The following is a 21,687-nucleotide window of genomic DNA, read 5'->3' on the forward strand; positions in this document are numbered from 1 at the left end:
AAAACAAGGCACGATAGTCGTCGTGGCAACCCCACTGTCACAGAAATTATCGTGTCTCACTTCAGGGGTGCAGTCCAGCACTGTCACCGTAATCCACCCGGGTTGATCAAGCCCAGATCGCTCGGCTGATCTCGCTAATTCTTGAAGACATCCCCTGTGACGAGGACCAGATCACATCGGAACTCGTCAGAGGTCTTGCCGCCTGCATCTTCAATCCGGTGGTAGCAGGTGTTGTTGCCGAACGGCCTGTTCTCAAATTTACCATTCTTGTCCTGCACGATCTCGGCTCGGATCTTCCCGCCCAGCATGTTGAACAGGACGTGTGCCTTATCGCCTTTGCAGGCAAGAATGATGGCGTCACCGCCGTCTTCCAGGCCCCCGGCGCTCACGGCTTCTTTCAGGCAGTCGTTGATGCTTGCGACGATCAGATCCTTCGATCCGACTTCAGCGGCGGCGGACACACTCGGCAGAGCGAGACAGATGAACATTATGAACTTCTTCATGACGACGGCTCTCCGGGCCGGATTGAACGATTGATCGCCTCACCCTAACCACTTGGGACGATGAGGAATGCCTGCTTTGACAGCCGAGAAACTGGGCGCAAGTCAGGCAGACAACGCAAGAGCTCGTCCAAATCTCGGCGTGCGACATCGGCCGAAGTCCCGTGCCCATTTTTTGGCGCGGCATTGGCAATTTCATTGAGAGCCTGCACCCTGATCGCGCCACTGAACCGTTCCGACCGACATGGCCGAGAGGCTGAAGGCCCTGGAACGGGAGAACCGTGAGCTTCGGCAGGCCAATGAGATCCTGCGCAAGGCAAGCGCCTATTTTGCGACGGCGGAGCTCGACCGCCGGTCCAAGCCATGATCGCCTTCATCGACGATCACCGTGGGACATATGGGGTCGAGCCGATCTGCAAGGTCTTGCCGATCGCCCCTTCGACCTACCACGCCCATGAGGCCAAGCGGCGCGATCCGACCAAGCTGTCGGCGCGCGCTGAGCAGGACGCCGGGCTGAAGATTGATCTGGTACGAAATCATCGACGGAGCACCAATCGTCTGATTGCGGCCTATCCGCGTTATTTTAGGCTGAAGTGGAGCCTATGCTGACGATACGTCTGGTCGTTCTGCTTTCTTTAGCGCGGAGCTATTCCCATTTTGTTTGAGTGCAGGTCTAGATTGGCGCCAGCTTTGATCAGGCCGCAGCCAACTTCAGTGAGGGCGCGAAATACTTGCGCTTCTCGAGACCCATGATCTCAAGGCTGCCTACGCCCTCACTCCTACCCGATCGTTCCCGGCGGCTTGCTCGTCACGTCATAAACCACCGGGTTCATGCCCTTTACCTCATTGATGATGCGCGTCGCGACGCTACCCAGAAACGTCATGTCGAACGGATAGAAGTCCACGGTCGTGCTATCGGTCGGGGGTCGCTGCGCGTGGGCCAACGCAGTGGTCACACGTTCGGCTGCTGCTCGGCGCTCGATCAGTCTTCCCAAGTGACCCAAGACGTGCCAGGTTAGCATAAAACAACCAGGAGGACACACTCTATGCGCCTTGAGCCAGCACTCTCGCGTTCAATGCCCGCAACAGAACCACTGAACATCGGCGGCGACTGGAAAAATGAGCTCCGGTCAGAGATGCACCTAGATCAGAATGGGGCAACTCTCACGGGGCACTACAAGAGTTATAAGAACGACGCCGGCCAGATTGCGGCGGAAGGTCCCTTGGTCGGCTGGGTGAGCGGCAAGCTTGTGGCCTTCTCCGTGAATTGGAACGGACTAGACTCGATCACGTCGTGGGTCGGGCAGCATATTGAAGACCAGGACGGGCCGCGGCTGGTGACACTATGGCAGATGACGAAAGCTGTTCCCGACGGCAGCGAATGGGAATCCATCAACGCCGGAGCCGACACATTCTGGCGGGTCTAACGACCCGCTGCCGCCCCCTACTCCCACTCAATTGCCTCGTGCTAGATTAAGGCATTGATCTTGAAGGCTTTTGCGCAGGTATCGTTTCAGGGCGCCGATCGCGAGACCGACGATTTGGTTTGATCTTGATTCCACAGGAATATCTTGTGCGCTCATGCCGAGCGCCCGTTCGGCAACTATCGGCTGCTATTGCCTACACGGCAATGAGCAACTTCCAACCTTGGTGCCAGCCGCTCATGAATGAGAGCTGAGCGGGAACGACAATTCAACTCCGAAAGCAGCGCGTCGGCCAGGCGATATCAGGAAAAGGCTGCAGAGGCGCATGATGCTCAAGTCGCCTCGTTACGGGGACGTGCAACCATATCATCTCGAGTTGCCCAAATACGAGCACTGTCCGCTACTCGAGCAGCCCCGAGTCGTTCGTCAATTGCAAACTTCCCAAGTTGATCCCGTGTTGCACGCGATATAGCAGCGAGCCGGCGGGGATCCGAAGCGGCGCGACTACGCCAGCGAGCCAGTTACGTGCGTTGGCCGGGCGGCGGGTGGGGAAGGCCACCCCACCCTGGACAACGACAACAGTCCTCCTAACCACTGCCGCGTCCCCACTTCAGGCAACAACCCGTGGCCGACTTTCACAAGCCGCGAAGTGTGACCAAGTCGTTCTCATGCCTCCAGGCTTCGAGAGGTCACATCGAGCCATGCCTGGAGCGAGCTCAAGAGCATGAGAGCCCTCAAACATTCCCGCCGGCGACATTCCTGCCCACGAGCCAGCCGAAGACCAGCGCCGGACCCAACGTGATTCCGGGCCCGGGATAGGCCCCTTCCATGATCGAGGCCATGTCGTTGCCACAGGCGAACAGGCCAGGAATGGATGAGCCATCCGCGCGCAACACCCGCCCGCGCGCATCGGTGACGAGGCCCGCAGACATGCCGAGATCGGCCGGATAAACCGCGACGGCATGGAAAGGCGGCTCCAGGATCGGCGCGACGCAGGGATTGGGATGCTGATCGGCGTCGCCGAGCGCACGCTGATAGATGTTGCCGCCGCGGCCGAAGGCGGGATCCTCGCCGCGCACCGCACCGGCGTTGAACTGGTAGACGGTTGCAGTCAGCGCCTGCGCCGGGACGCCGATCGTCTCCGCGAGCGCGTCCAGACTGTCGGCACGCTTGAGATAGCCGGCAGCGACATCACGCGCGACAGAGCGCGTGAACGGCTTGATCTTGCCGAGGCCGTATCTCCACAGGAAGCGGCGATCGCAGATCAGCCAGGCAGGAACAGCCGTCGCGTGCCTGAGCTGCGCGCGCACGAACTCGTGGTAGGACACCGCCTCGTTGACGAAGCGGCGGCCGGTGCCATCGACCGCGATCAGGCCGGGCTTGGCGCGGTCGGTGACCGTGTGCGGGAAGACGCCACGGCTGCCGTCGGCCCGTGTGAAGGTCGAAGCCGGCACCCAGAACGCGCCTGCTTTCGTCGGCGCCGACAGGCACGCGCCCAGGGCCATGGCCAGCCGCGCACCGCGTGGTGCGGCGCCGGGGTCGACGGTGGCCGACAGCAGGCCGGCGGCCTCAGGCACATAGCAGCGGCGCAGCTCGGCATCATGCGACAGCCCGCCGGTCGCGAGCACCACGCCGCGCCTTGCGGTGATCCAGGAGCGGCCGGAGCGATCGATAATTTCGAGCCTCGAGACCCTGCCCTGCGCGTCGGCCTCAAGCTGCTGGACGGAGGTGCCGGTGCGTATCACGACGCCACGATCGAGTGCCGAGCGCAGCAGCCGCGCCGCCAGCGCGTTGCCGAGATAAAGCGTCGTGCCGCGCCGCGCCGTGAGCCGCTGAAGGCCATAGCGCACGATCAACCTGGCCGCATGCAGGGCCGAGCGCAACGATCGGCTGGCACGGCGCAGATGCGGGATATCCTGGCGGCTGATCATCATGCCGCCGAACAGCATGAACTCCGGCAACGGATCGCGCAGCAGCGCAAAGGCGTCGCCGAGGCCGCGCGCATCGAATGGCAGCGGCTCCAGCACCCTGCCTCCCGCGGTGGCACCGGGCAGGTCGGGATAATAATCCGGATAGGTCGGCACCGGCTGCAGCCGCAGCGCAGTGCGGACCTCGAGATCGCGCAAGGCTTCGTCGCCGAATGCAAGGAATGTCTCGAGCCGCGTGCGGTCCTGCCCCGGCACGGTCCGGTCCAAATACGTGCGCGCCGCCTCCAGCGTATCCGCCCGCCCCTCCGCGGCCGCCTTGTGATTGGCAGGAATCCAGACCATGCCGCCGGAGATGGCGGTGGTGCCGCCGACGAATTCGGCCTGCTCCAGCAGCAGCACCGAGCAGCCGTCAGCCGCGGCGATGGTTGCCGCCGTCATGCCGCCCGCGCCGGCTCCGACGACGACGACATCGAACGTCTCGCCGGCGTGCAGCGCCGCCGTCATGCTCACACCATGCCGCCATTGGGCTGCACGATCTGGCCCTGGATCCAGGAGGCCTCGCCGGAGGCCAGGAAGCGCACCACCTCCGCAATCTCGCCCGGCTTGCCGATGCGATTGAACGGGCTCAACGCCGCCATGCGCTGCTTGGCCTCCTCGGTCTTGCCGGCATTGAAAAGATCGGTGTCGACGGGACCGGGCGCCACCGCATTGACGCGAACCCCGCGCGCCGAGAGCTCCTTCGCCATCGACCGCACCAGGCTCTCGACCGCTGCCTTGGTCGCCGCATAGGGCCCGGTGCCCGGCACCGCGTGGCGGACCAGCGATGTCGTGATCGCGACGATGGCGCCGCCGTCGCGCACGCGCCGCGCTGCCTCCGCCAGCACGTTGAAGGCACCCAGGACGTTGACCTCCATCAGCAGCCGAAAGTCCTCCGGCCTGAAGCTCGCGAGCGGGCCTGCCGGCACGTTGATGCCGGCGTTGGCAATGACGGCCTGCGGCGCAGCACCGAGGTCGGCGGCAACTTGAGCGAAGACCTGCGCGACCGACGCGGCATCGCGAATGTCGACCTTGTATTGTCTGCCGGGCCCTCCGTCCGACGGGTGGTGGGTGGCGTAGGTCGAGGCCACCTGCCAGCCGGCGACGGCAAAAGCCCGCGCGCAGGCGGCGCCGATGCCGCGGGAGCCGCCGAAGATGAGAACGATCGGAGAAGAAGTGGTCATTTTCGATTCCTTGATGGAGATGGTGTCTTCGCCATCGCGGCCCGCGTCGCTTCGATCGTCGCCTCGATGCCTTTTTGCAGATCGTAGCGCGGCTGGTAGCCGAGCTCCGCTTTGGCGCGGCCGATATCGAGCGCGCCCTTGACGGCGCTCAGCACGCGGCCGCCATGATGATAGGGACCGGTGTCGCCGACCGTGATTCTCGCACCGGGAATGGCGCGATTGACGGCGTCGGCCGTGTCGCGCAGCGTCGGTGCCATACCGGTCGCAACATTATAGGCGTCGAAGCTGTGACGCGGCTTGTCGAGCGCGAGCAGCACGCCAGCCACGGTATCGTCGATATAAACCTGATCAACCGCGAGATTGCCGCCGTCCTCCTGATGGAATGGCTCGCCGCGCAATGCGGCTTCGATGAAGGTGCGGGGCATGCGCAGGCGCGGCAGATGCGGTCCGTAGACCCAGCAGGTCCGCACATTGATGCATTCGAGACCGTGATCGCGCGAATAGACGCGACCATAGTGCTCGGCTGCGAGCTTGGTCACGCCGTAGACGCTGGCCGGCTTCTGCGGGTGCTCCTCGTCGATCACGGCGGATTGGAAGTCGCCATAGGTCTCCTCGGTCGAGATCTGCACGACGCGCCTGACGCCGGAGAGCCGCATCGCCTCGAACAGGTTGATCGCGCCCTCGACATTGACCCGCAGCGCCTTCAACGGAATGTCAGCGGCCTGAACCACACCGACCACCGCGGCGGCATGAATGACTGCATCGGGACGGAATGTCTGGAACGCTCGCAGCACTTCATGCCATTCGCCGAGATCGATCGCAGCGTTGACGAGTAGCTGTTGTTGCGAGGCGAGTGCGGCCATGGCCGGCGAGACCACCAGGTCGATGGCGACGACGCGATCGCCGCGCGCGAGCAGCGCCTGCGCGATGGCCGTGCCGAGCCAGCCGCAGGCGCCGGTGACCAGAATGGTCTTGCTCGTGGTCATGCCCGGCCCCTCACCGCGGCGCCGGCTCCTCGTCGGTCGGCGGGCTGGTGATCACGAGGAACAGCAGCGGGTCGTTGCCGGTGCAGTGGAATTCGTGCACCACGCCCGGCGGAATGTAGGTGACGTCGTTGGCACGGACCAGCCGGCGCTCGCCATCGAGGATCAGGATGCCCTCGCCCGACAGCACGTGATAGATCTGCTCCTGCACCTTGTGGGAATGGCTCTCGACATGCGCGCCGGGCTCGTAGGAGGAGATGCGATAGTCGAAGAAGCGGCTGCCTGTAGTATCCGGTGTCACGATCGCCTTGGACAGCGCCTGATTGTAGTGGCCTGGATACTGGGTCCAGAACATCTCGGCGAGATTGCGCGTCACCGCCTTCTTCTCTGTCGCCGCATTCGCGTAGGCGTTCGGTCCGGGAACGACGATGGTCATGTCTCATCTCCTCAGGAAGGTTCAGATTTGGCCGGCCAGCAGATGCCGATGGTCACGAACTCGCAGCTGCTCATGACCCGTTTGCCGCGCGTTGCACTGCATCAGCGGTCTGAGTGATGCCAAGCAAACGCCCTTGCAGCTCGTGATCGGCCGCGAGCGCGGCAGCATCGCCGACATGGGCCACGCGCCCATTCACCAGCACATAGGCGCGGTCCGCCATCGCCAGCACGCTCTCGGCATGATGCTCCACGATGACGAGGCTCGCGCGCGACCTCAATTTGGACACGGCGTCGCGGACCTCCTGCACCACGGCGGGCGCCAAGCCCTCGAACGGCTCGTCGAGCAGAATCAACCGGCTCGGCACCATCAACGCGCGCGCGATCGCCACCATCTGCCGCTCGCCGCCGGAGAGATTTTCGGCACGCGCCTTGTGCAGGATGCGCAGCTTCGGGAACAGATCGAACACGTCGTCGAGCGACGCGCCGCCGGCGCGGGTCGCGAGCTTGAGATTCTCCTGTACGGTCAGGTTCGGAAACAGCCGGCGCCCTTCCGGCACCAGCGAGATGCCAAGACGGTTGATCTCGTCCGGCCGTAGCCGGTTGAGCTGCCTGCCGTCGAACGTGATGCGACCGCCGCTCGCCGGCACCGTGCCTGTGATGGCCCGCAGCGCGGTGGTCTTGCCGACGCCGTTGCGCCCTAGCAGCGCCACCACTTCGCCAGGCCGCACGGCCAGGTCGAGCCCGTCGAGCACGGTGCCACCGCCGTAGCCGGCGCGCACGCCCTCGAGCCTGAGCAGCGGCTCGGCGGCGGCGCTGCCGGGAAGCGGCGTCACATTGGTCGCCCGCGACGGAGCCGCCGCGACTTGGCCACGGGCTGTGCCGAGATAGGCCGTGACAACTTCGGGATGCGCCGCCACCTCCGCCGGCTCGCCGTCGGCGATCAGCCGCCCCTGATGCAACACCGTGATGCGGTCGGACATGGCCAGCACGCGGTCGATGTCATGCTCGATCAGCAGCACGGCGTGGGACTTCGCCAGCCGCATGATCAACTCGCCTACGATCTTGCGGTCCGACTCCGCCAGACCGGCCAGCGGCTCGTCGAGCAGAAGGAGCTTGGCATCGATCGCGAGCGACACCGCGATCTCCAAGAGCCGCTTCTCACCATGCGCCAGCGCGGAGCAAAGCTCGGCGGCTCGATCGGCGAGGCCTACGGCATCGAGCAGCGACCACACCTTCGCGTTTGCAGCCGCATCGTCATAGGCATCGCGCCAAAGACCCGTCCATTGCCGGTTGGCAGCCTGCACCGCGATACGCACGTTCTCGAACGCGGTGAGGTTGGGAAAGACGCTCAGGATCTGGAACGAGCGGGCGATGCCGAGCCGCGCGCGCTTGTACGGCGACAGCTGATCGATGGGCATGCCCTCGAACAGGATGGTGCCGGCGTTGGCCCGGAGCACACCGGTCAGCAGATTGAACAACGTGGTCTTGCCGGCGCCGTTGGGGCCGATCAGGCTGTGCAGTCCGGTCCGGCTCATCTCGAAGGACACGTCGTTCTGGGTCACGATCGAGCCGAAATGCTTGGACAGGTTGCGGATCGCAAGAATTGGCACCTCTGAGGCCGTCGCCGCAGCCTGGCGTGCACGATCCGGCGCGTAAGGAACGATGTCGCGCGGCCGCGATGGAATGACATTGCGCGTCAGGGTCCAGCGGCTGCGGCCGGCGATGCGCTGGAAGATGCCGTGAATGCCCTCATCTGACAGCAGCGCGAAGGCGATGATGATGGGGGCGAAGACCAGCCACCAATTCTCCGTGATGGCGCTGAGCCGGTCCTCCAAAACGATGAAGACGATGGCGCCCCACAACGGCCCCAGGAAATGATGCACGCCGCCCAGCGCCGCCATCAGCACCGGATCGCCGGCATGCTCCCAGTTCAGATTGTTGGCGTAGACGCCCTGCAGCAGCAGCGCCATCAAACCTCCGGCGACGCCGATGCCGCCGCCGGCAATGACGAGCGCAATCAGCTTGGTACGGTAGGTGTCGAAACCCAGGCTTGCGACCCGCTGCTCATTGTCGCGCAACGCCTGCATCAGTCGGCCGAACGGCGCATGCGCCAGCCGCCACATCATCCACAACGACCCGATCACCACGACGAGCGTGAACCCGTGGAAGGCAAGCGCGGAGCGAAACAGCGGACGCGCGACGTTCTGCAGGCCGTTCTCGCCTCCGGTCACCGAGGTCCATTTGAACGCAATCTCGAACGCGATCTGGGAGCACGCCAGCGTCAGCAGCGAAAAGTAGAGTCCGCGCCGGCGAAGGATGATGGCGCCGACGATCAGCGCCAGCAGCAGCGAAAATGCCACCGCGATCGCCAGACCGGTGATTTCATTGGCGGCCGGCATGAAGCCCAGGCCGATTGCCAGCGCATAGCTCGCACAGCCGAAGAAAAAAGAGGCGCCGAACGGCACCAGGCCGAGATAGCCGATCAGAAAGTTTACCTCCGCGCCGTAGAGCGTGTAGATCGCGATCTGGGTCACGCGATGGATCGGCATGCCCACAGCGAGCGCGATGCCGGAGGCGAGCGCCAGTATCGCGACCGCCACGAGCACCGGGTGACTTGCGAGCCGCTGCAGCACGGGCTTGGCCGTCGTCATTCGAAACGCTCCCAGCGCTCGCCGAATAGTCCGCGCGGCCGCAGCAGCATGATCGCGAACATCAAGGCATACATCGATGCGGCGGCGGCCTCTGGCCAGAACTGAATGGTCAGCGAGGTGACGATTCCAACCGCGAGTCCGGCGACCACTGCGCCCCGAAAGGAGCCGAGCCCTCCGATGGCCACGATCACAAACGCTGGCATCACCGCATTGGCAGCCATTGACGGCGACACCGTCCACAGCGGCGCGGCCAGCACCCCAGCGATCGCCGCCAGCATGCAGCCGAGCCCGAAGACCGCGGTGAGCACCCGCGGCAGATTGATGCCGAGCAACTCCACCATCTCCGGGTCCCGGCTGCCGGCACGCAGGATCCGGCCATAGGGTGTGAACGCCAGGAAGCCCCATAGGCCGAGCAAGGTCGCGGTTGTCGCGCCGAGCACGGCCACGCGATATTTGGTGATCAGGAGAGGACCAACTTCAACGATCCCTGCAAAGGCCGGCGGCGGATTGAACGGCTTGCCGTCGGCGCCCCATGCATAGCGGATCACCGCTTCGATCAGCAGCGCCAGCGCAAAGGTCACGATCAGGCTGAGCAACGGCTCCTTGCCGTAGAGGCGGCGGATGATCGTCACCTCCACAGCCATGCCGATCAGCCCGACCACCGGAGGCGCCAGGATCACGGCGCTCCAGCCGAATAGCTGGAACAGCTGCCAGGCCACGTAGGCCCCCAGCGCGAAGAAGGCGCCATGCGCGAAGTTGATGACGCCGAGCAGGCCGAAGGTGATCGACAGGCCTACGGCGATCAGCACGTAGATGAAGCCGAGCACGAGTCCATTGGCCGCCTGGGAGACGAGAGTGTCGAGCATCGTTCGAGCCTGCCGGTGCGCTGCAGGAACCGGGATCGCCCCGCCTCACAGCGACGGCAGGCTGCAGCCGATATCCTCCTTGGTACCGAACGCCTTCGCCGTCTCCTCGGCGGTCGCCGAGGTGTTCTTCAGCACGTCGAAATAGTCGAACTTGTCGGTGATCTGCTTCTTGATCTGGACGATGACGGCCGGGCGCACCAGCTGGTGATCCCAGTCGCGGAAGAAGAACGGAAACTCGCCTTCGGTGTTCTTCCACTGCTCGAGATGCGCCACGAGCTGAGCGGCCTCGGTCGATTTCGCCGCCTCGATCGATTCCAACAGCGCCCGCATGCCGATCCAGCCCGACCACGTCTTGTCCGATGGTGGCTGATTGTACTTCTTCTTGAAATCCTCGATCAGCTTCTGCTCGGCGGCGGTATTCTTCGGATTGTTGTAGTACCACGGCTTGATGTAGATGCCGGTCGAGGCCTGCGGCCCGACGTCCCAGAAGTCGGTGTCCGTGACGGCGACCGCCGCATAGGGGATCTTGTCCTTCATCCCCATCTCGTTCCACTGCTTCAGGAAGTTGGAGAAGTCGCCGCCCACCAGGCCGCCGACGATCACGTCCGGTTTGGCCTGGCGGATCTTGAGGATGTAGGAGCTGTAGTCCGCGGTGTTGATCGGCACCTCGTCGACCCCGACCTCGGTGGCGCCGACCTGCTTCAGCATCGCGCGCGAGGCGCGCAGGATGTCCTGGCCGAAGGCATATGACGCCGTGATGAAATAGACCTTCTTGCCGATGCTGGAGACGTATGGCATCAGGCCGGCCATCTGAACCGGCACGGTCGCCTGGGTGCGGAACGTGTACTTGCTGCAGCTCTTGCCGGTGATCTCGCTGGCCGCGGCGCCGGTCAGGATCAGCGGCACCTTCTCGCGATTGGCAACGCTCATCATGGCGAGCGCCGAGGACGAGTAGTTGCCGCCGACCACGGCGACCACCTTGCTCTCGTCGACAAGCCGCTGCATGTTCTGCTGCGACACCTGGGGATTGGGCTCGTCGAGCCAGACCAGCTCGATCGGGCGACCCAGCACCTTGCTGCCGGCCTGCTCGACCGCAAGCGCGCTGCCGCGTTGCAGGTACTCACCGATCGAGGCGCCCGGCCCCTGCTTGGCATAGATCATGCCGATGCGGACGGGCCCATCGGACTGGGCTCGCGCGGGACCGCCGACGCCGAGCACGGATGCGGCAGCCACGCCGGCCGACGCGCGCATGAAAGATCGCCGGTTCAGATCACGCTTCAACATGGTGCTCCTCCCTCTCGATGTTGTTATCTTTGTTTTGTATCGTCAGTCGCGTTTGTAAGGCTTGCCGAACACCGGCTCCTTGAATGGGATCGGCGGCAGCTCCCAGGTGCCCGTCGATGGCGGGCGCACCTCGGCGTCGACATGCAGATCGATCACGCAGGGGCGGCGGTTCTTGATCGCGGTCTCGACTGCACCGCACAGGTCGGCGCTGCGGGTCACTGTCACGCCGTCAGCGCCGCAGGCGCGCGCCCAGGCGGCAAAGTCGGGGTTGTAGCGATCCCCGCCGGGCCCCTGATTGCCGCGATAGAACGCGGTGCCGAGCTCGCGGCCCTCGAACAGGCCATACTGCAAATCGCGGATCGCGCTCCAGGCGAAGTTGTTCCAGACGATCCAGACGCACGGCAGGTCATATTCGACGGCAGTGGCGACGACATATGGCGCCATCATGAAGCCGCCGTCGCCGACCACCGCGACGCAGGGACGGTCGGGCGCGGCCAGCTGCGCGCCGAGCACGCCGCAGACGCCGAACCCCATCGACGAAAAACCCCAGCTGTTCATCATGCTCTGCGGCCGCTTCGGCTGCCAGAACTGCATGAACCAGTTGTGATGCACGCCGGAGTCGAGCGACAGGATGACGTCGTCCGGCAGCACGTCCTGCAGGGCGCCGACGACATATTCCGGCCGGATCGGCGTGGTGTCGGCGCTGAAGTGCGGCCGCACGAACGCCTCCCACTCCGCCTTCCAGGTCCCGATCTGGTCGCGCCACGCCGCGAAATTTTCGCGGCGGATCGCGGGGCGACGCTCCAGCGTCGCGAGCAGTTGCCCGGCGAAGGTCTTGGCGTCGGCGATGATGCCGAGCGTCGGCGGATAGTTGCGGCCGAGCTCCGCCGGATCGATGTCGACCTGCAGCAGCCTGGTCGACGGGAAATTCCAGGAATAGCCCTGGTGCCAGCTCGACGACGAGCGATCGTCGAAACGCGTTCCGATGCAGAGCACGAGATCGGCATGACGGCCGGCCTGGTTGGCGGGATAAGCGCCGTTGCGGCCGATGAAGCCGAGCGTCAGTGGATCATCCGACGGCACGCAGCCCATGCCATTAGGCGAGGTGATGACCGGAATGCCGTAGCGGCTCTGCAACGCACTGATCTCAGGGCCGGCTTCCGAGAGGGTCGTGCCCTGCCCGATGAAGAACACCGGCCGCCTGGCGGCTTCGATCAGATCGAGCGCCTTGGTGACGTCGGCCTCGCTCGCACTCGGCCGGTGACTGCCGTGAACATGCGACAGCGCCGGCAGCTCGACGTCGGCCTCCTCCTGGAAAACATTGTACGGGATATCGAGATTGACCGGGCCGGGACGTCCCGTGACCATGGTGTCGAAGGCTTGGCGCAGCGCCAGCGGCAGCATGTCGACGCGGCTCGGCTGGAACGAGCGTTTCACCACCGGGCGCAGCACCTGGGCGAAATCGGCCTGGTTGTGCGCGTACAATTCCTGGAACGGTGCGCGGTTGGCCTGCGACGTCGGAACGTTGGCGGTGATCGCGAGGAAGCTCGAGGAGTCCGACAGCGCAGTCGCGAGCGACATCACCATGTTGGCCGAGCCCGGCCCGGTCGACGTCAGGGTCGCGACCGGACTGTGCTTGACGCGGAAATAGGCGTCGGCCATATGACCGGCGCATTGCTCGTGGCGGGGCGACACCAGCTTGACGCGATCACGGACCTGGTAGAGCGCGTCAAGGATGCCGACGTTGCCGTGGCCGCAGATGCCGATCACGAAAGGCACCTTCTGCTTGACGAGATATTCGGCGATGACTTCGCCGCCCTTCATCTTGGTCATGGTCAGATCCTTGTCAGGTAGCGGTCCGCGTCATGCGAGGATCGTCACGATGCGCTCTTCGCTCATTTCGCGGATGGCGTAATGCGGCCCTTCGCGGCCGAACCCGGAATCCTTGGATCCGCCATACGGCATGAGGTCCACGCGGGAGCTCGGCGTCTCGTTGATGTGAACGCCACCGACTTGCAATTGCCGCGCGGCCTGCAGAGCTTCGTCCAAGCGCTTTGTGAAAATGCCCGTGGCAAGCCCATAGGGTGTATCGTTGACGCGCGCGATTGCCTCGTCCAGCACATCGAACGGCGCGACGCACATCACAGGCCCGAACACTTCCTGGCAGCCGAGCGGCGTCGCCTTGTCGACATTCGTGAGCAGTGTCGGAGGAATCACGGCGCCCGCCCGCGCGCCACCGACCAGACGCCGCGCGCCGTTCTGCTCAGCCAGCGCGATCCAGGCCTCGATGCGCTGAGCCGCGGCCTCGCTGACGACGGGACCCACCACGGTGTCGTCCTCGCCGGGGTCTCCGTAGGGCAGCCCGGCAACGAGCTCTGAAAGTCTCTGCTCGACCTGCCCTATCAGCGAACGCTGCACCAGCAGCACCTGGATCGATGTGCAGACCTGGCCGGCCTTGCGGAAGCCGGCGTTGACGACCTTCGGCAGTGCAATATCGAGGTCGGCGTCCTCGCAGATCAGGCAGTGCGAGATCGAGCCGAGCTCCATCTGGGTTCGGCGTAGTCCCGCCTTGCTTTGGATGATGCGGCCAATTTCTGTGCTGCCGGTGAAAGCGAAGAACTTCACGGCAGCTTCGCTCATCAGCCAATCGGCAACCTCGCTATCGCCATGGACTACCGACATTAGGCCCGATGGCAGACCGGCTGCGATCAGGCACTCGGCCATGATGCAGGACGTCATCGGCGTATGCAGCGACGGTTTCAGCACCACGGCGTTACCAGCCGCCAGTGCAGGCGCAACCTTGTGCGCCACCGTATTGAGCGGAGCATTGAACGGCGTAATCGCGGCCACGACGCCGAGCGGCACACGGATGGTGAAACCGATACGGCCTTTCTGGCCAGCTGCTCCCTCCATCGGCACCATCTCGCCGGCCAGCCGCCGCGCCTCTTCGGCGGAGAGCCGAAACGTCGTCGCACAGCGCTGGAGTTCGCCCATTGCATCGCGGCGTGGAAAGCCCGCCTCCTGGCGCAGCACCTCCACCAGCTCCGACGCACGCTTCTCTAGCTCGACCGCAGCGCGATCGAGGATGAGGCCGCGATCATAGGGCGTCAGCACATTGGCTTGGAACGCCCGCTCCGCGGCGATCATGCAGGTGCGGACCTGCTCGCGCGACGGCAGATGCGCGGACATGGCTGGCTGTAGGCGATATTTGTCGAGCACGGCTACGGTGTGCGTACCCTTCACCCATTCCCCGGCGATCAAGAGGCGGCACGATGGCAGTTCGGCCGACGCCTGTCTCTGAACCGCAGCGTCCGCCATCGTCTGGTTCCTCCCAAAGGGGTCTTACGCCTGTTACCCTCGTCCTTAGAGAGAAATTGACATTAGCAAAAATACTGTTTTGGATTAGTTGCTATAAGCTGAGCATATAGCTCGGCGGAAACGTCTCGTTCTTCCCCGGCAGTGCGGTGCCCGCCCATGGATTTGCGTCAGTTGCGCTATTTCGCCCAGATCGTCGAGAGCGGCAGTTTGTCGAAGGCGTCGCGCTGCCTGTTCGTTGCGCAGCCCGCCTTGAGCCAGCAGATCGCAAAGCTCGAGGAGGAAGTGGGCAGGCCCTTGCTGCAGCGCTCCTCGCGCGGCGTGATCCCGACCGAGAACGGCCTTGCGCTCTACCATCACGCCCGTTTCATGCTGCGGCAGCTCGACCATGCGCTGTCGATTGCCCGCCAGGATTCGGCAGAGGTGAGCGGCATGGTGTCGGTCGGCTTACCCGCAACGACCGTGCTCGCGATCGGGCTGCCACTCACCAAGTGCATCCGCGCCAAATATCCCGGTATCCTGCTCAATGTCGTCGAGGGAATGAGCGGCCACATCGCTCACATGATGCGGCTTGGCCAGCTCGACCTGGCCATCCTGTTCAACAACGACGTGTCGTCCAAGCTCGACGCGATTCCGCTGCTCGACGAGGAACTGTTCGTGCTTCTCCCTGCCGACAGCCCGCTGGTGCCGCAACACCGTTGCAGCATCACAGTTGCGGAAGTTGCAAAGCTGCCCCTGATCCTGCCGACGGGAACTCATGGCCTGCGCCGGCGTGTAGCTGCAGAGTTCGAGCGGCGCAACATCACGCCGAATGTGGTCGCCGAGATCGACTCGCTCTCGCTGGTGATGAGCTGCGTCGGTGAGGGCATCGGAGTCACCATCAAGCCGATGTCGGCGCTGCAGGCAGGAGGACGAAGCAGCGAGGACTGGCGCGCCCTGCCCATCTCGGACGCCCGGATCACGCGACGCAACTATGTCTATTCAATCAAGCCAGACCTGCTGGCGCCTGCAGCCCTCGCCGTCGCCAAGGAGCTCCAGGATACGGCGCGAACGCTCGTCACATCCGGACAATGGCGCGGCGTCAGCCTGGTCGACGACTCCATGTCTTCCGCGATCCCGCCGGCGGCCTAGCGCACGCGCCGACCGTCTGACCGGCGGATCGCGACGGCATCGCGATCCGCCCCCGGCCCGGTCTCGTCTACTTCAGCGCCGCCTGCCCGGCCAGAGATACGACGTTGTCCTGGGCGCCCGACCCACCACTCACACCGACGGCACCGATGATCTTGCCGTCCACCATCAGCGGATTGCCGCCCCGCGATGCGATCACGTCATCGAGCGTGGCGAGATAGGCGAAATACGCGCCTTTGCCGAGCAGCGTCTCGAACACCAGCGTGGGGCGTCGATAACGTGCCGCCGTGCGCGCCTTGTGCTGAGACAGGCCGACCGACGCATATTGGCAATTGTCCTGCTTTTCGAAATAGACCAGATCGCCGCTCGGATTGACCACGGAGATGCAGAAGGCGTTCCAGTTGCGCTTCGTCGTCTCGGCAACGGCCGCAGCAGCCACCTTCTTGGCCATCTCCAGGCTGATCGGCTCGCCATAAGGCGGCGGATTCAGTGCATCCGCGACCGCGTCGTTGGGGTTGTCGGTGTTCGATGTCTGGGCGAGGCTGCTCGATAAGTGCAAAGCTGCGACGCATGCGATGATGCTCAAAATGGTCCGATAGTACATGTCTTCCTCCCGACCCTGTTGCTTTCTCCGTGCTCGTCGGCCAGCCTGGCCGCCTTGTTTTACTCGACGAGGCGTGTCGTTCTCTGCCTCCGTTGGCGCGCGCTCCGCGCCGGCGGCACCCGGCGCGTCTCTACGCTTCATTCCGACCGCCGCGCTTCCAAGCTGCCGATATCTTCGGGCTGCCCTGTTTGCATCTCCAACGGTGTCATACGCTGCAGGTCAGCGCCGCTCGTCTCGGGCAAAGCCATCGCGGCGATGAAAGCAAGTCCATAGGCGGCGAGCGCGCAAAGGCCCATCGACAAGCCAAGAGGATGCGACGCAGCAAGCACGCCCACGGTCGCAGGCACGACCGAGCCAAACCCACGCCCGCCGCCGAGGCAGAAGCCCTGCCCGCTCGCACGAATCTCGGTCGGAAACAATTCGGCAAAGGTCGGCAACATTCCTGATGCCAACCCACCCTGGAACGCGCCCAGAAAGAAGCTGAGCAGGATCGTCGTGTTGGCGCCGATCGGAGCAAGCAGGTAGATGCTCGCGTTCACGGCCTGGCATAGCAGGAAGATCATGAATGCGGGACGCCGGCCCGTGCGATCCGAAAGCCAGCCATAGAGCAAGGGTCCGACCAACGAACCCAGGATGTTCATGGCAAGATAGCCTGCACTGCTCCCCACCGTCAGGTTGAGGACGGTGCGCAGATAGGTCGGCAGCCACGTGATCATCACATAGGCACCGCCGAAAATGCCGGTGGCCATCGTGACCGCCGCCACGGTACGCCGCACATGGGCCCTGGTGAAGATCGTCCAGGCCGGCAGTCCGGCTGTCTTGTCCGCGCGGCTTTGACGATAAAGCCCGGACTCCGGCACAAGGCGGCGAATGAAGAACACGAGAAAGGCCGGCGCGATCCCGACCGCAAAGAACACGCGCCAGCCGAGCTCTTCAGGAAACAGCGATGAAATCACGGGGAGCAGCGCGACGGAAATCGCATAACCCACCGCGTAGCTGCTCTGCACCGACGCGGCCACCCGGCCGCGCAGCGCGGGCCTGACGACCTCGCTGATCAGGACGCCACCCACGGCCGCCTCACCGCCGTAGCCAAGGCCCTGGAGAAAACGCACGATCAGCAAGAAGTTGAAGCCCGTCGCAAAAGCCGATGCGAGCGTGAACAGGGCGACCCAGAGGATCGTCAGCTGCAGGACCTTGATGCGGCCGATGCGATCGGCAAGGATCCCTCCGCCCCAGCCACCGACAGCTGCACCGACGAGGGCTGCGGTCGCGAGATAGCCGGCTTCAGGGCGCGTCAGTCCGATTGTTGCAATCAGCGCCGGGATGACCAGCGCATAGATCGTCGAATCCAACGAATCGAGACCAAAGCCCGCGAAGCAAGCCCAATACGTCCGGCGTTCGACCTCGTCGAGTTCGGAATACCAGCCCAGTTTCATGATCGTTCACTTTCAGGCCAGGACGCGAACCAGATGCGCTTCTTCGTTGGCCGGGAGAACAAGCGCGAGTGCAGTACAATCGGGTGGCCGCATGGACCATGCAGGCGCACTTTCTGCGCGTGCCTGCCGGTCGTGTCCATTATGAATGCCGACAGCTTCATCGCCCGCCGATTGGAGATAGACGGAATTCCAGGACAGCCAAAATACGATTTGGCGTTGGCGCTCATAAGCGAAAGATATGGCTTGGCCGGAGCTCACCGCGGCATCACGGGGCGACCCTGGCGGTGACAAATCCACTTTGATTGAGCGCTCGGCGTACTGTGCCATTCGCCTTGGCATCTGCAAGAAACCGGGCCGCCCACTCCCGCGCCGTCACTTTGCCCTTCGGGACGACCACGACGACGCCCGTTGATTGGATGACCTCGTTCAAGACCCGGCTGCCCGGCAGGCGCCGCGACAGCTCCTCCAAGGCTTCCATGCCCATGGCGAGGGCGTCGAGCTGACCCCGGCCGATCAATTCAGCGGCCTCTTCAGGCTTGACGAATTTCGTCACGCTGGCACTTTTCATGCTCGCCTCGACCGTTCTGGACGTCGAGGTGCCTTCGATGCAGCCAACCCGGATTCCCGGACGGTCGATCTCGGCAACGGAGGTGATGTCTGAGCCGGCGCGAATGAGATACCCGCTCATGTAGGCGACATAAGCGGGTCCCTGATCGACGAACTGCTCTCGCTTCCGGTCCGCAGGCATGAAGGACAGATCCCACGCGCCTTTGCTGCCGGCGGCCGCGATTTCGTCCGAGCTCTGATATTCTACGAGCTCGAGCGGCACATTGAGCTTGCCTGCGGCCGCCTTGGCCAGTTCGACTGTCACGCCGACAGGCTTGCCTGTCGCCGGATCGCGTGTCGTCCAGAACGCCGAGGCGGCCGGCCCGACCGCAACAGCGACGCGCAACACGCCGGTCGGAGCGATCTCGCGCGCATCCTGCGCAGCTGCTCCCGCCATCATGGCCGAGAAGCCCAAGCAAAGACTTGCGATGGCACAACAAAGCGATGCAAGCGGACCGGTCGATTTCATGCGTGGTCTGGCGCGATCCGACATGGGTACCGCCGTGCTGACAATGTGCCGGTCTTTCATAGTGTCGGATTCCACGATGATGGGATCAGCCGATAGCCGGCGCCGTCTTTCTCGACGTGTCCGACCGACGGGAACGCGAAGTGGAATCCGATCACGATCGCCTTCTCCGCCGCCGCCATGTCGTAGAACTTGTGGCGGGTCTGCTGCGCAAGATCGGGGTCGGTGTCGAAGACGACGTGCCAATCCGGATGTCGCAGGAAGAATTCCGGGATGTTGGTGACATCGGATTGGATCAGAACCTTCGCGTTGCCCGACGCGACCGCGAACGAGGTGTGACCTGGCGTGTGGCCGGGGGTCGCGATCGACGTGATCCCCGGAGCGACCTCCTTGTCCCAGTCATATTTCGTCACCTTCGACTCGATACCGGCGAAGGTTTTCCTCACATTGGCGAAGTAGTTCTTCATCATCTCGCTGGACTGCGCCTTGGCCGCGTTGTCCTCGCTGGTCCAGAAGTCCCAGTCCTTCGCAGGCACCATGATCTCGGCATTCGGGAACGCTATCGATCCGTCGGCTGCGCGGATGCCGTTGGTATGGTCGGGGTGCAGATGCGACAGCAGCACGACATCGATGGCCTTCAGATCGACGCCTGCCGCAGCAAGGTTCTGCAGGGTTCGGCCGACCGCGCCCTTGCTGGGCTCGAGATTGGCCACACCGTTCCCGGTGTCGATCAGCACGAGCTTGCTGCCGGTATTGATGATTTGGGGGTTGAAGGGGATGGTCACCATCCCTTTCGGCATGTAGGCGGCGTCGGCGGCGGCGACCGCCTCCTCCCTGGACGCGTTGGTGACGAACTTGTCCGGAACCGGAAACGTGCGCGCACCGTCATTGATGGATATGCACTCGAACGATCCCACCTTGTAGCGGTAGAAGCCGGCTGCCTGCGCGCCGGCCGGATTCATAGCCGCTCCGGCGGGCGCCGTGCCGAGGCGAGTAGCGGCCGCAGTCCCTGCCAAGGCTGCGCCGGCCAACAACTGACGACGGTTGAGATTGATCACGTGCCCCTCCTTCTGGTCGATCCAACGACGATGAAATTGAACGCGGCGCGGGACCTCAGACGATCCTGATCGACACGTCCGTTCGCGTCGTGATGTCGTCTTCATGTCTCTCAGTCCCAGAACGGGACGACCCATGAAGGCTCCCCGTGGCGTTTTGCTTCAGTGGGCCAGCGGATCAGGCCTCATCTGCACCTTGTAGACCTTCGGCGACGCCTCCTTGCCGCCCTCGCCGTGGAAGCTCGCGCGCGTGCCGGTCATGGTCCACAGACCTCGTCCCTTCAGCCGGTGTCGGGATCGTCGATCTCGCTTCTCATCGCCATGACAGCCGATCACGCCGCGAATAGTGCGCGCAACCGGCCGATGTCGTCGATTTCTTCGAGCCGCCCGACCATGTCGATCAGCTTCTCCGTCTTCTCACGCCCCAGAACGGGCGTCATCAGATCCCTGGTCTTGGCGTTGACGGCCTCCGTGCTCAGCGGATTCTCCCTGGTGCCCGGCGGATGCCTGGTGAAATGATCGACCTTGCGGCCATCGACCAGAGTCACCTCGACGATCGCACCGCGTGGCGCGGCCGGATCCATCAGACTCTTGTCGCCTACAAGCGTCACCTTCCCACGCTGCTCCAGGATCATCGGGTCGCGCATCAGCGCGACATCATGGCTGTCGGCGAATGAGACGGCCCCCTTGACCAAGGCGAGTGCGACGAGATGCTGACAGTTCACGTCGGGCATGGCGCTGTCGCCGACGATGCCCATCGCGTCGGTCGGAAGCTTGACCAGGATGCTGCGGACGTTGTCTGGAGTGAGCCCGTGCTGTCGGCGCAGCGTGAGCAGCGCATCCAGCGGCGACTGGATCGGATAGCCGACCGAAAAGGTCTTGATGGCGGTTTCCGTGACGTAGAAGCGGCTGCCGAGATCCTTGACCATCTCCTCCGGCTTCGGATCGCTCGACAGCGCGATGAACAGGTTGTGGGTGCCATCGAGCACGTCATCGACGCCGGTGAGCCCCGCCATCACCATGTCGACGGCCATGACGCCGTTGCGCGCGCCCATGCCGGCGAAATCGAATGCCTTCTCGATGTGGTCCTTGTCCTTCACCCAACTCCACAGCCCTGAGACCTGCTGCGCCGAATAGGAAATGGCGTGACGCATGCCCCGCTCGTCCAGCCGGGCCAGCGAGGCCGCCGCGCCGAGCGCACCGAATGTCGAGGACGTGCCCTCGGCGCTGCGATGCGAGCCGCGCACCAGGTCCGGCCCGAGCGCCATCAGAAGCCGGCAGGTCAAGTCGTAGCCGAGCACAACGGCGCGGATCACGTCGCGCCCGCTGCAATGCTCCCGTTCAGCCATCGCGAGCGCGGCAGGGATGACCGCGCACCCCGGATGCGCCTTGGTGACCGGTTCGAAATCGTCGGTCTCGTCGGCGTGGGCGCACATGGCGTTTGCCATCGCCGCATTGACGGCCGTCGTCCGGAAGTCGGAGCCGACGACGGACGCCTGCGGCGCGCCGCCGAGGCTGCGCACGTATTTCAGCGCCATCTCGCCCGGATGCATCCGAGCGCCGGACACCATGGCGCCGAGCGTGTCGAACATGCGGTGCTTGCATGCGAGCACCACCTGCTCCGGCAGCTCCTGGTCGCGCGCCGCGACCATGTAGCGCGCCAAGCGTTCGGTTACGCCCGAGCCGGCGGCACGGGAGAAACGGATCGGCATCGCCGAGATCGCAGCAAACGCCCCCGCCGATTGCAGGAGCCGGCGACGTGACAGCTGGGCCCCGTTCTCCATGG

17 protein-coding genes, 2 pseudogenes and 1 other annotated feature are annotated in these 21,687 nt (G+C 64.2%); of the genes and pseudogenes, 3 read left to right on the forward strand and 16 right to left on the reverse strand.

What is annotated here, in order from left to right; all coding sequences use genetic code 11:
• Positions 1 to 134: 134 nt before the first annotated feature.
• The gene (locus QX124_RS31010; RefSeq protein ID WP_315739234.1) at positions 135 to 503 is read right to left on the reverse strand and encodes a hypothetical protein; all 369 of its coding nucleotides are present in this window, start codon (positions 501 to 503) and stop codon (positions 135 to 137) included.
• A gap of 235 nt (positions 504 to 738) precedes the next feature.
• Here QX124_RS31010 and QX124_RS31015 point away from each other — a divergent pair.
• Positions 739 to 1,034 (forward strand): annotated as a pseudogene (locus tag QX124_RS31015) (IS3 family transposase); the annotation flags it as partial.
• Positions 822 to 938, forward strand: a sequence feature (AL1L pseudoknot). Its footprint overlaps the pseudogene before it by 117 nt.
• A gap of 245 nt (positions 1,035 to 1,279) precedes the next feature.
• Here QX124_RS31015 and QX124_RS31020 read toward each other — a convergent pair.
• A pseudogene (locus QX124_RS31020) lies at positions 1,280 to 1,445 on the reverse strand (GMP synthase (glutamine-hydrolyzing)); the annotation flags it as partial.
• A 101-nt stretch (positions 1,446 to 1,546) separates the two neighbouring features.
• Between QX124_RS31020 and QX124_RS31025 the strand changes: the two are divergent.
• Entirely contained in the window at positions 1,547 to 1,927 is a 381-nt protein-coding gene (locus QX124_RS31025) for an avidin/streptavidin family protein (protein ID WP_315739233.1), read from the forward strand.
• Positions 1,928 to 2,658: 731 nt separating this feature from the next.
• On the opposite strand, the gene QX124_RS31030 is transcribed toward QX124_RS31025, so the two are convergent.
• The 9 genes from QX124_RS31030 to QX124_RS31070 form a co-directional block, all read right to left on the reverse strand.
• Positions 2,659 to 4,356 carry an FAD-dependent oxidoreductase gene (locus tag QX124_RS31030; RefSeq protein WP_315799247.1) on the reverse strand — a complete coding sequence of 566 codons (1,698 nt, stop codon included), beginning with the start codon at positions 4,354 to 4,356 and terminating at the stop codon, positions 2,659 to 2,661.
• 2 nt (positions 4,357 to 4,358) lie between these two features.
• Complete coding sequence (locus tag QX124_RS31035) at positions 4,359 to 5,072, reverse strand: SDR family oxidoreductase (protein ID WP_315776797.1); 714 nt, start codon at positions 5,070 to 5,072, stop codon at positions 4,359 to 4,361.
• Positions 5,069 to 6,058: an NAD(P)-dependent oxidoreductase gene (locus QX124_RS31040; RefSeq protein WP_315799226.1), complete on the reverse strand. Its 990-nt coding sequence runs from the start codon at positions 6,056 to 6,058 to the stop codon at positions 5,069 to 5,071. The genes QX124_RS31035 and QX124_RS31040 overlap by 4 nt, the downstream gene beginning before the upstream one ends.
• Before the next feature lie 10 nt (positions 6,059 to 6,068).
• Positions 6,069 to 6,491: a cupin domain-containing protein gene (locus QX124_RS31045; protein WP_315744910.1), complete on the reverse strand. Its 423-nt coding sequence runs from the start codon at positions 6,489 to 6,491 to the stop codon at positions 6,069 to 6,071.
• A 70-nt stretch (positions 6,492 to 6,561) separates the two neighbouring features.
• Positions 6,562 to 9,141: a branched-chain amino acid ABC transporter ATP-binding protein/permease gene (locus QX124_RS31050; RefSeq protein WP_315799227.1), complete on the reverse strand. Its 2,580-nt coding sequence runs from the start codon at positions 9,139 to 9,141 to the stop codon at positions 6,562 to 6,564.
• Entirely contained in the window at positions 9,138 to 10,007 is an 870-nt protein-coding gene (locus tag QX124_RS31055) for a branched-chain amino acid ABC transporter permease (protein ID WP_315739227.1), read from the reverse strand. Before QX124_RS31055 ends, QX124_RS31050 begins: the two co-directional genes overlap by 4 nt.
• 45 nt (positions 10,008 to 10,052) lie before the next feature.
• Entirely contained in the window at positions 10,053 to 11,291 is a 1,239-nt protein-coding gene (locus QX124_RS31060; RefSeq protein ID WP_315799228.1) for an ABC transporter substrate-binding protein, read from the reverse strand.
• 42 nt (positions 11,292 to 11,333) lie between these two features.
• Complete coding sequence (locus QX124_RS31065) at positions 11,334 to 13,124, reverse strand: thiamine pyrophosphate-binding protein (protein ID WP_315799229.1); 1,791 nt, start codon at positions 13,122 to 13,124, stop codon at positions 11,334 to 11,336.
• A gap of 30 nt (positions 13,125 to 13,154) precedes the next feature.
• Complete coding sequence (locus QX124_RS31070; protein WP_315799230.1) at positions 13,155 to 14,609, reverse strand: aldehyde dehydrogenase family protein; 1,455 nt, start codon at positions 14,607 to 14,609, stop codon at positions 13,155 to 13,157.
• Between the two features lie 156 nt (positions 14,610 to 14,765).
• Here QX124_RS31070 and QX124_RS31075 point away from each other — a divergent pair, with 156 nt between their 5' ends.
• The gene (locus tag QX124_RS31075) at positions 14,766 to 15,737 is read left to right on the forward strand and encodes a LysR substrate-binding domain-containing protein (RefSeq protein WP_315799231.1); all 972 of its coding nucleotides are present in this window, start codon (positions 14,766 to 14,768) and stop codon (positions 15,735 to 15,737) included.
• A 67-nt stretch (positions 15,738 to 15,804) separates the two neighbouring features.
• On the opposite strand, the gene QX124_RS31080 is transcribed toward QX124_RS31075, so the two are convergent.
• From QX124_RS31080 to QX124_RS31100, 5 genes are all read right to left on the reverse strand, one after another.
• The gene (locus QX124_RS31080; RefSeq protein WP_315786489.1) at positions 15,805 to 16,479 is read right to left on the reverse strand and encodes a GlcG/HbpS family heme-binding protein; all 675 of its coding nucleotides are present in this window, start codon (positions 16,477 to 16,479) and stop codon (positions 15,805 to 15,807) included.
• Positions 16,476 to 17,774, reverse strand: a complete 1,299-nt coding sequence (locus QX124_RS31085; RefSeq protein ID WP_315799232.1) for an MFS transporter — start codon at positions 17,772 to 17,774, stop codon at positions 16,476 to 16,478. Before QX124_RS31085 ends, QX124_RS31080 begins: the two co-directional genes overlap by 4 nt.
• Positions 17,775 to 18,039: 265 nt before the next feature.
• Entirely contained in the window at positions 18,040 to 18,849 is an 810-nt protein-coding gene (locus tag QX124_RS31090; RefSeq protein ID WP_315799233.1) for a transporter substrate-binding domain-containing protein, read from the reverse strand.
• A 56-nt stretch (positions 18,850 to 18,905) separates the two neighbouring features.
• On the reverse strand, positions 18,906 to 19,904 hold the full coding sequence (locus tag QX124_RS31095; protein WP_315799248.1) for an MBL fold metallo-hydrolase: 999 nt from the start codon (positions 19,902 to 19,904) through the stop codon (positions 18,906 to 18,908).
• 329 nt (positions 19,905 to 20,233) lie between these two features.
• Positions 20,234 to 21,685: an MmgE/PrpD family protein gene (locus QX124_RS31100; protein WP_315799234.1), complete on the reverse strand. Its 1,452-nt coding sequence runs from the start codon at positions 21,683 to 21,685 to the stop codon at positions 20,234 to 20,236.
• Between the last annotated feature and the right edge of the window lie 2 nt (positions 21,686 to 21,687).

Origin of the sequence: Bradyrhizobium sp. SZCCHNRI3043 (assembly GCF_032377735.1) — a bacterium.
Taxonomy (GTDB): Bacteria; Pseudomonadota; Alphaproteobacteria; order Rhizobiales; family Xanthobacteraceae; genus Bradyrhizobium.

Bases quoted from the DNA above. Each gene is read 5' to 3' on its own strand.
- QX124_RS31010 (WP_315739234.1), bottom strand. From the start codon at position 503: ATGAAGAAGTTCATAATGTTCATCTGTCTCGCTCTGCCGAGTGTGTCC.
- QX124_RS31025 (WP_315739233.1), top strand. From the start codon at position 1,547: ATGCGCCTTGAGCCAGCACTCTCGCGTTCAATGCCCGCAACAGAACCA.
- QX124_RS31030 (WP_315799247.1), bottom strand. From the start codon at position 4,356: ATGACGGCGGCGCTGCACGCCGGCGAGACGTTCGATGTCGTCGTCGTC.
- QX124_RS31035 (WP_315776797.1), bottom strand. From the start codon at position 5,072: ATGACCACTTCTTCTCCGATCGTTCTCATCTTCGGCGGCTCCCGCGGC.
- QX124_RS31040 (WP_315799226.1), bottom strand. From the start codon at position 6,058: ATGACCACGAGCAAGACCATTCTGGTCACCGGCGCCTGCGGCTGGCTC.
- QX124_RS31045 (WP_315744910.1), bottom strand. From the start codon at position 6,491: ATGACCATCGTCGTTCCCGGACCGAACGCCTACGCGAATGCGGCGACA.
- QX124_RS31050 (WP_315799227.1), bottom strand. From the start codon at position 9,141: ATGACGACGGCCAAGCCCGTGCTGCAGCGGCTCGCAAGTCACCCGGTG.
- QX124_RS31055 (WP_315739227.1), bottom strand. From the start codon at position 10,007: ATGCTCGACACTCTCGTCTCCCAGGCGGCCAATGGACTCGTGCTCGGC.
- QX124_RS31060 (WP_315799228.1), bottom strand. From the start codon at position 11,291: ATGTTGAAGCGTGATCTGAACCGGCGATCTTTCATGCGCGCGTCGGCC.
- QX124_RS31065 (WP_315799229.1), bottom strand. From the start codon at position 13,124: ATGACCAAGATGAAGGGCGGCGAAGTCATCGCCGAATATCTCGTCAAG.
- QX124_RS31070 (WP_315799230.1), bottom strand. From the start codon at position 14,609: ATGGCGGACGCTGCGGTTCAGAGACAGGCGTCGGCCGAACTGCCATCG.
- QX124_RS31075 (WP_315799231.1), top strand. From the start codon at position 14,766: ATGGATTTGCGTCAGTTGCGCTATTTCGCCCAGATCGTCGAGAGCGGC.
- QX124_RS31080 (WP_315786489.1), bottom strand. From the start codon at position 16,479: ATGAAGCGTAGAGACGCGCCGGGTGCCGCCGGCGCGGAGCGCGCGCCA.
- QX124_RS31085 (WP_315799232.1), bottom strand. From the start codon at position 17,774: ATGAAACTGGGCTGGTATTCCGAACTCGACGAGGTCGAACGCCGGACG.
- QX124_RS31090 (WP_315799233.1), bottom strand. From the start codon at position 18,849: ATGAAATCGACCGGTCCGCTTGCATCGCTTTGTTGTGCCATCGCAAGT.
- QX124_RS31100 (WP_315799234.1), bottom strand. From the start codon at position 21,685: ATGGAGAACGGGGCCCAGCTGTCACGTCGCCGGCTCCTGCAATCGGCG.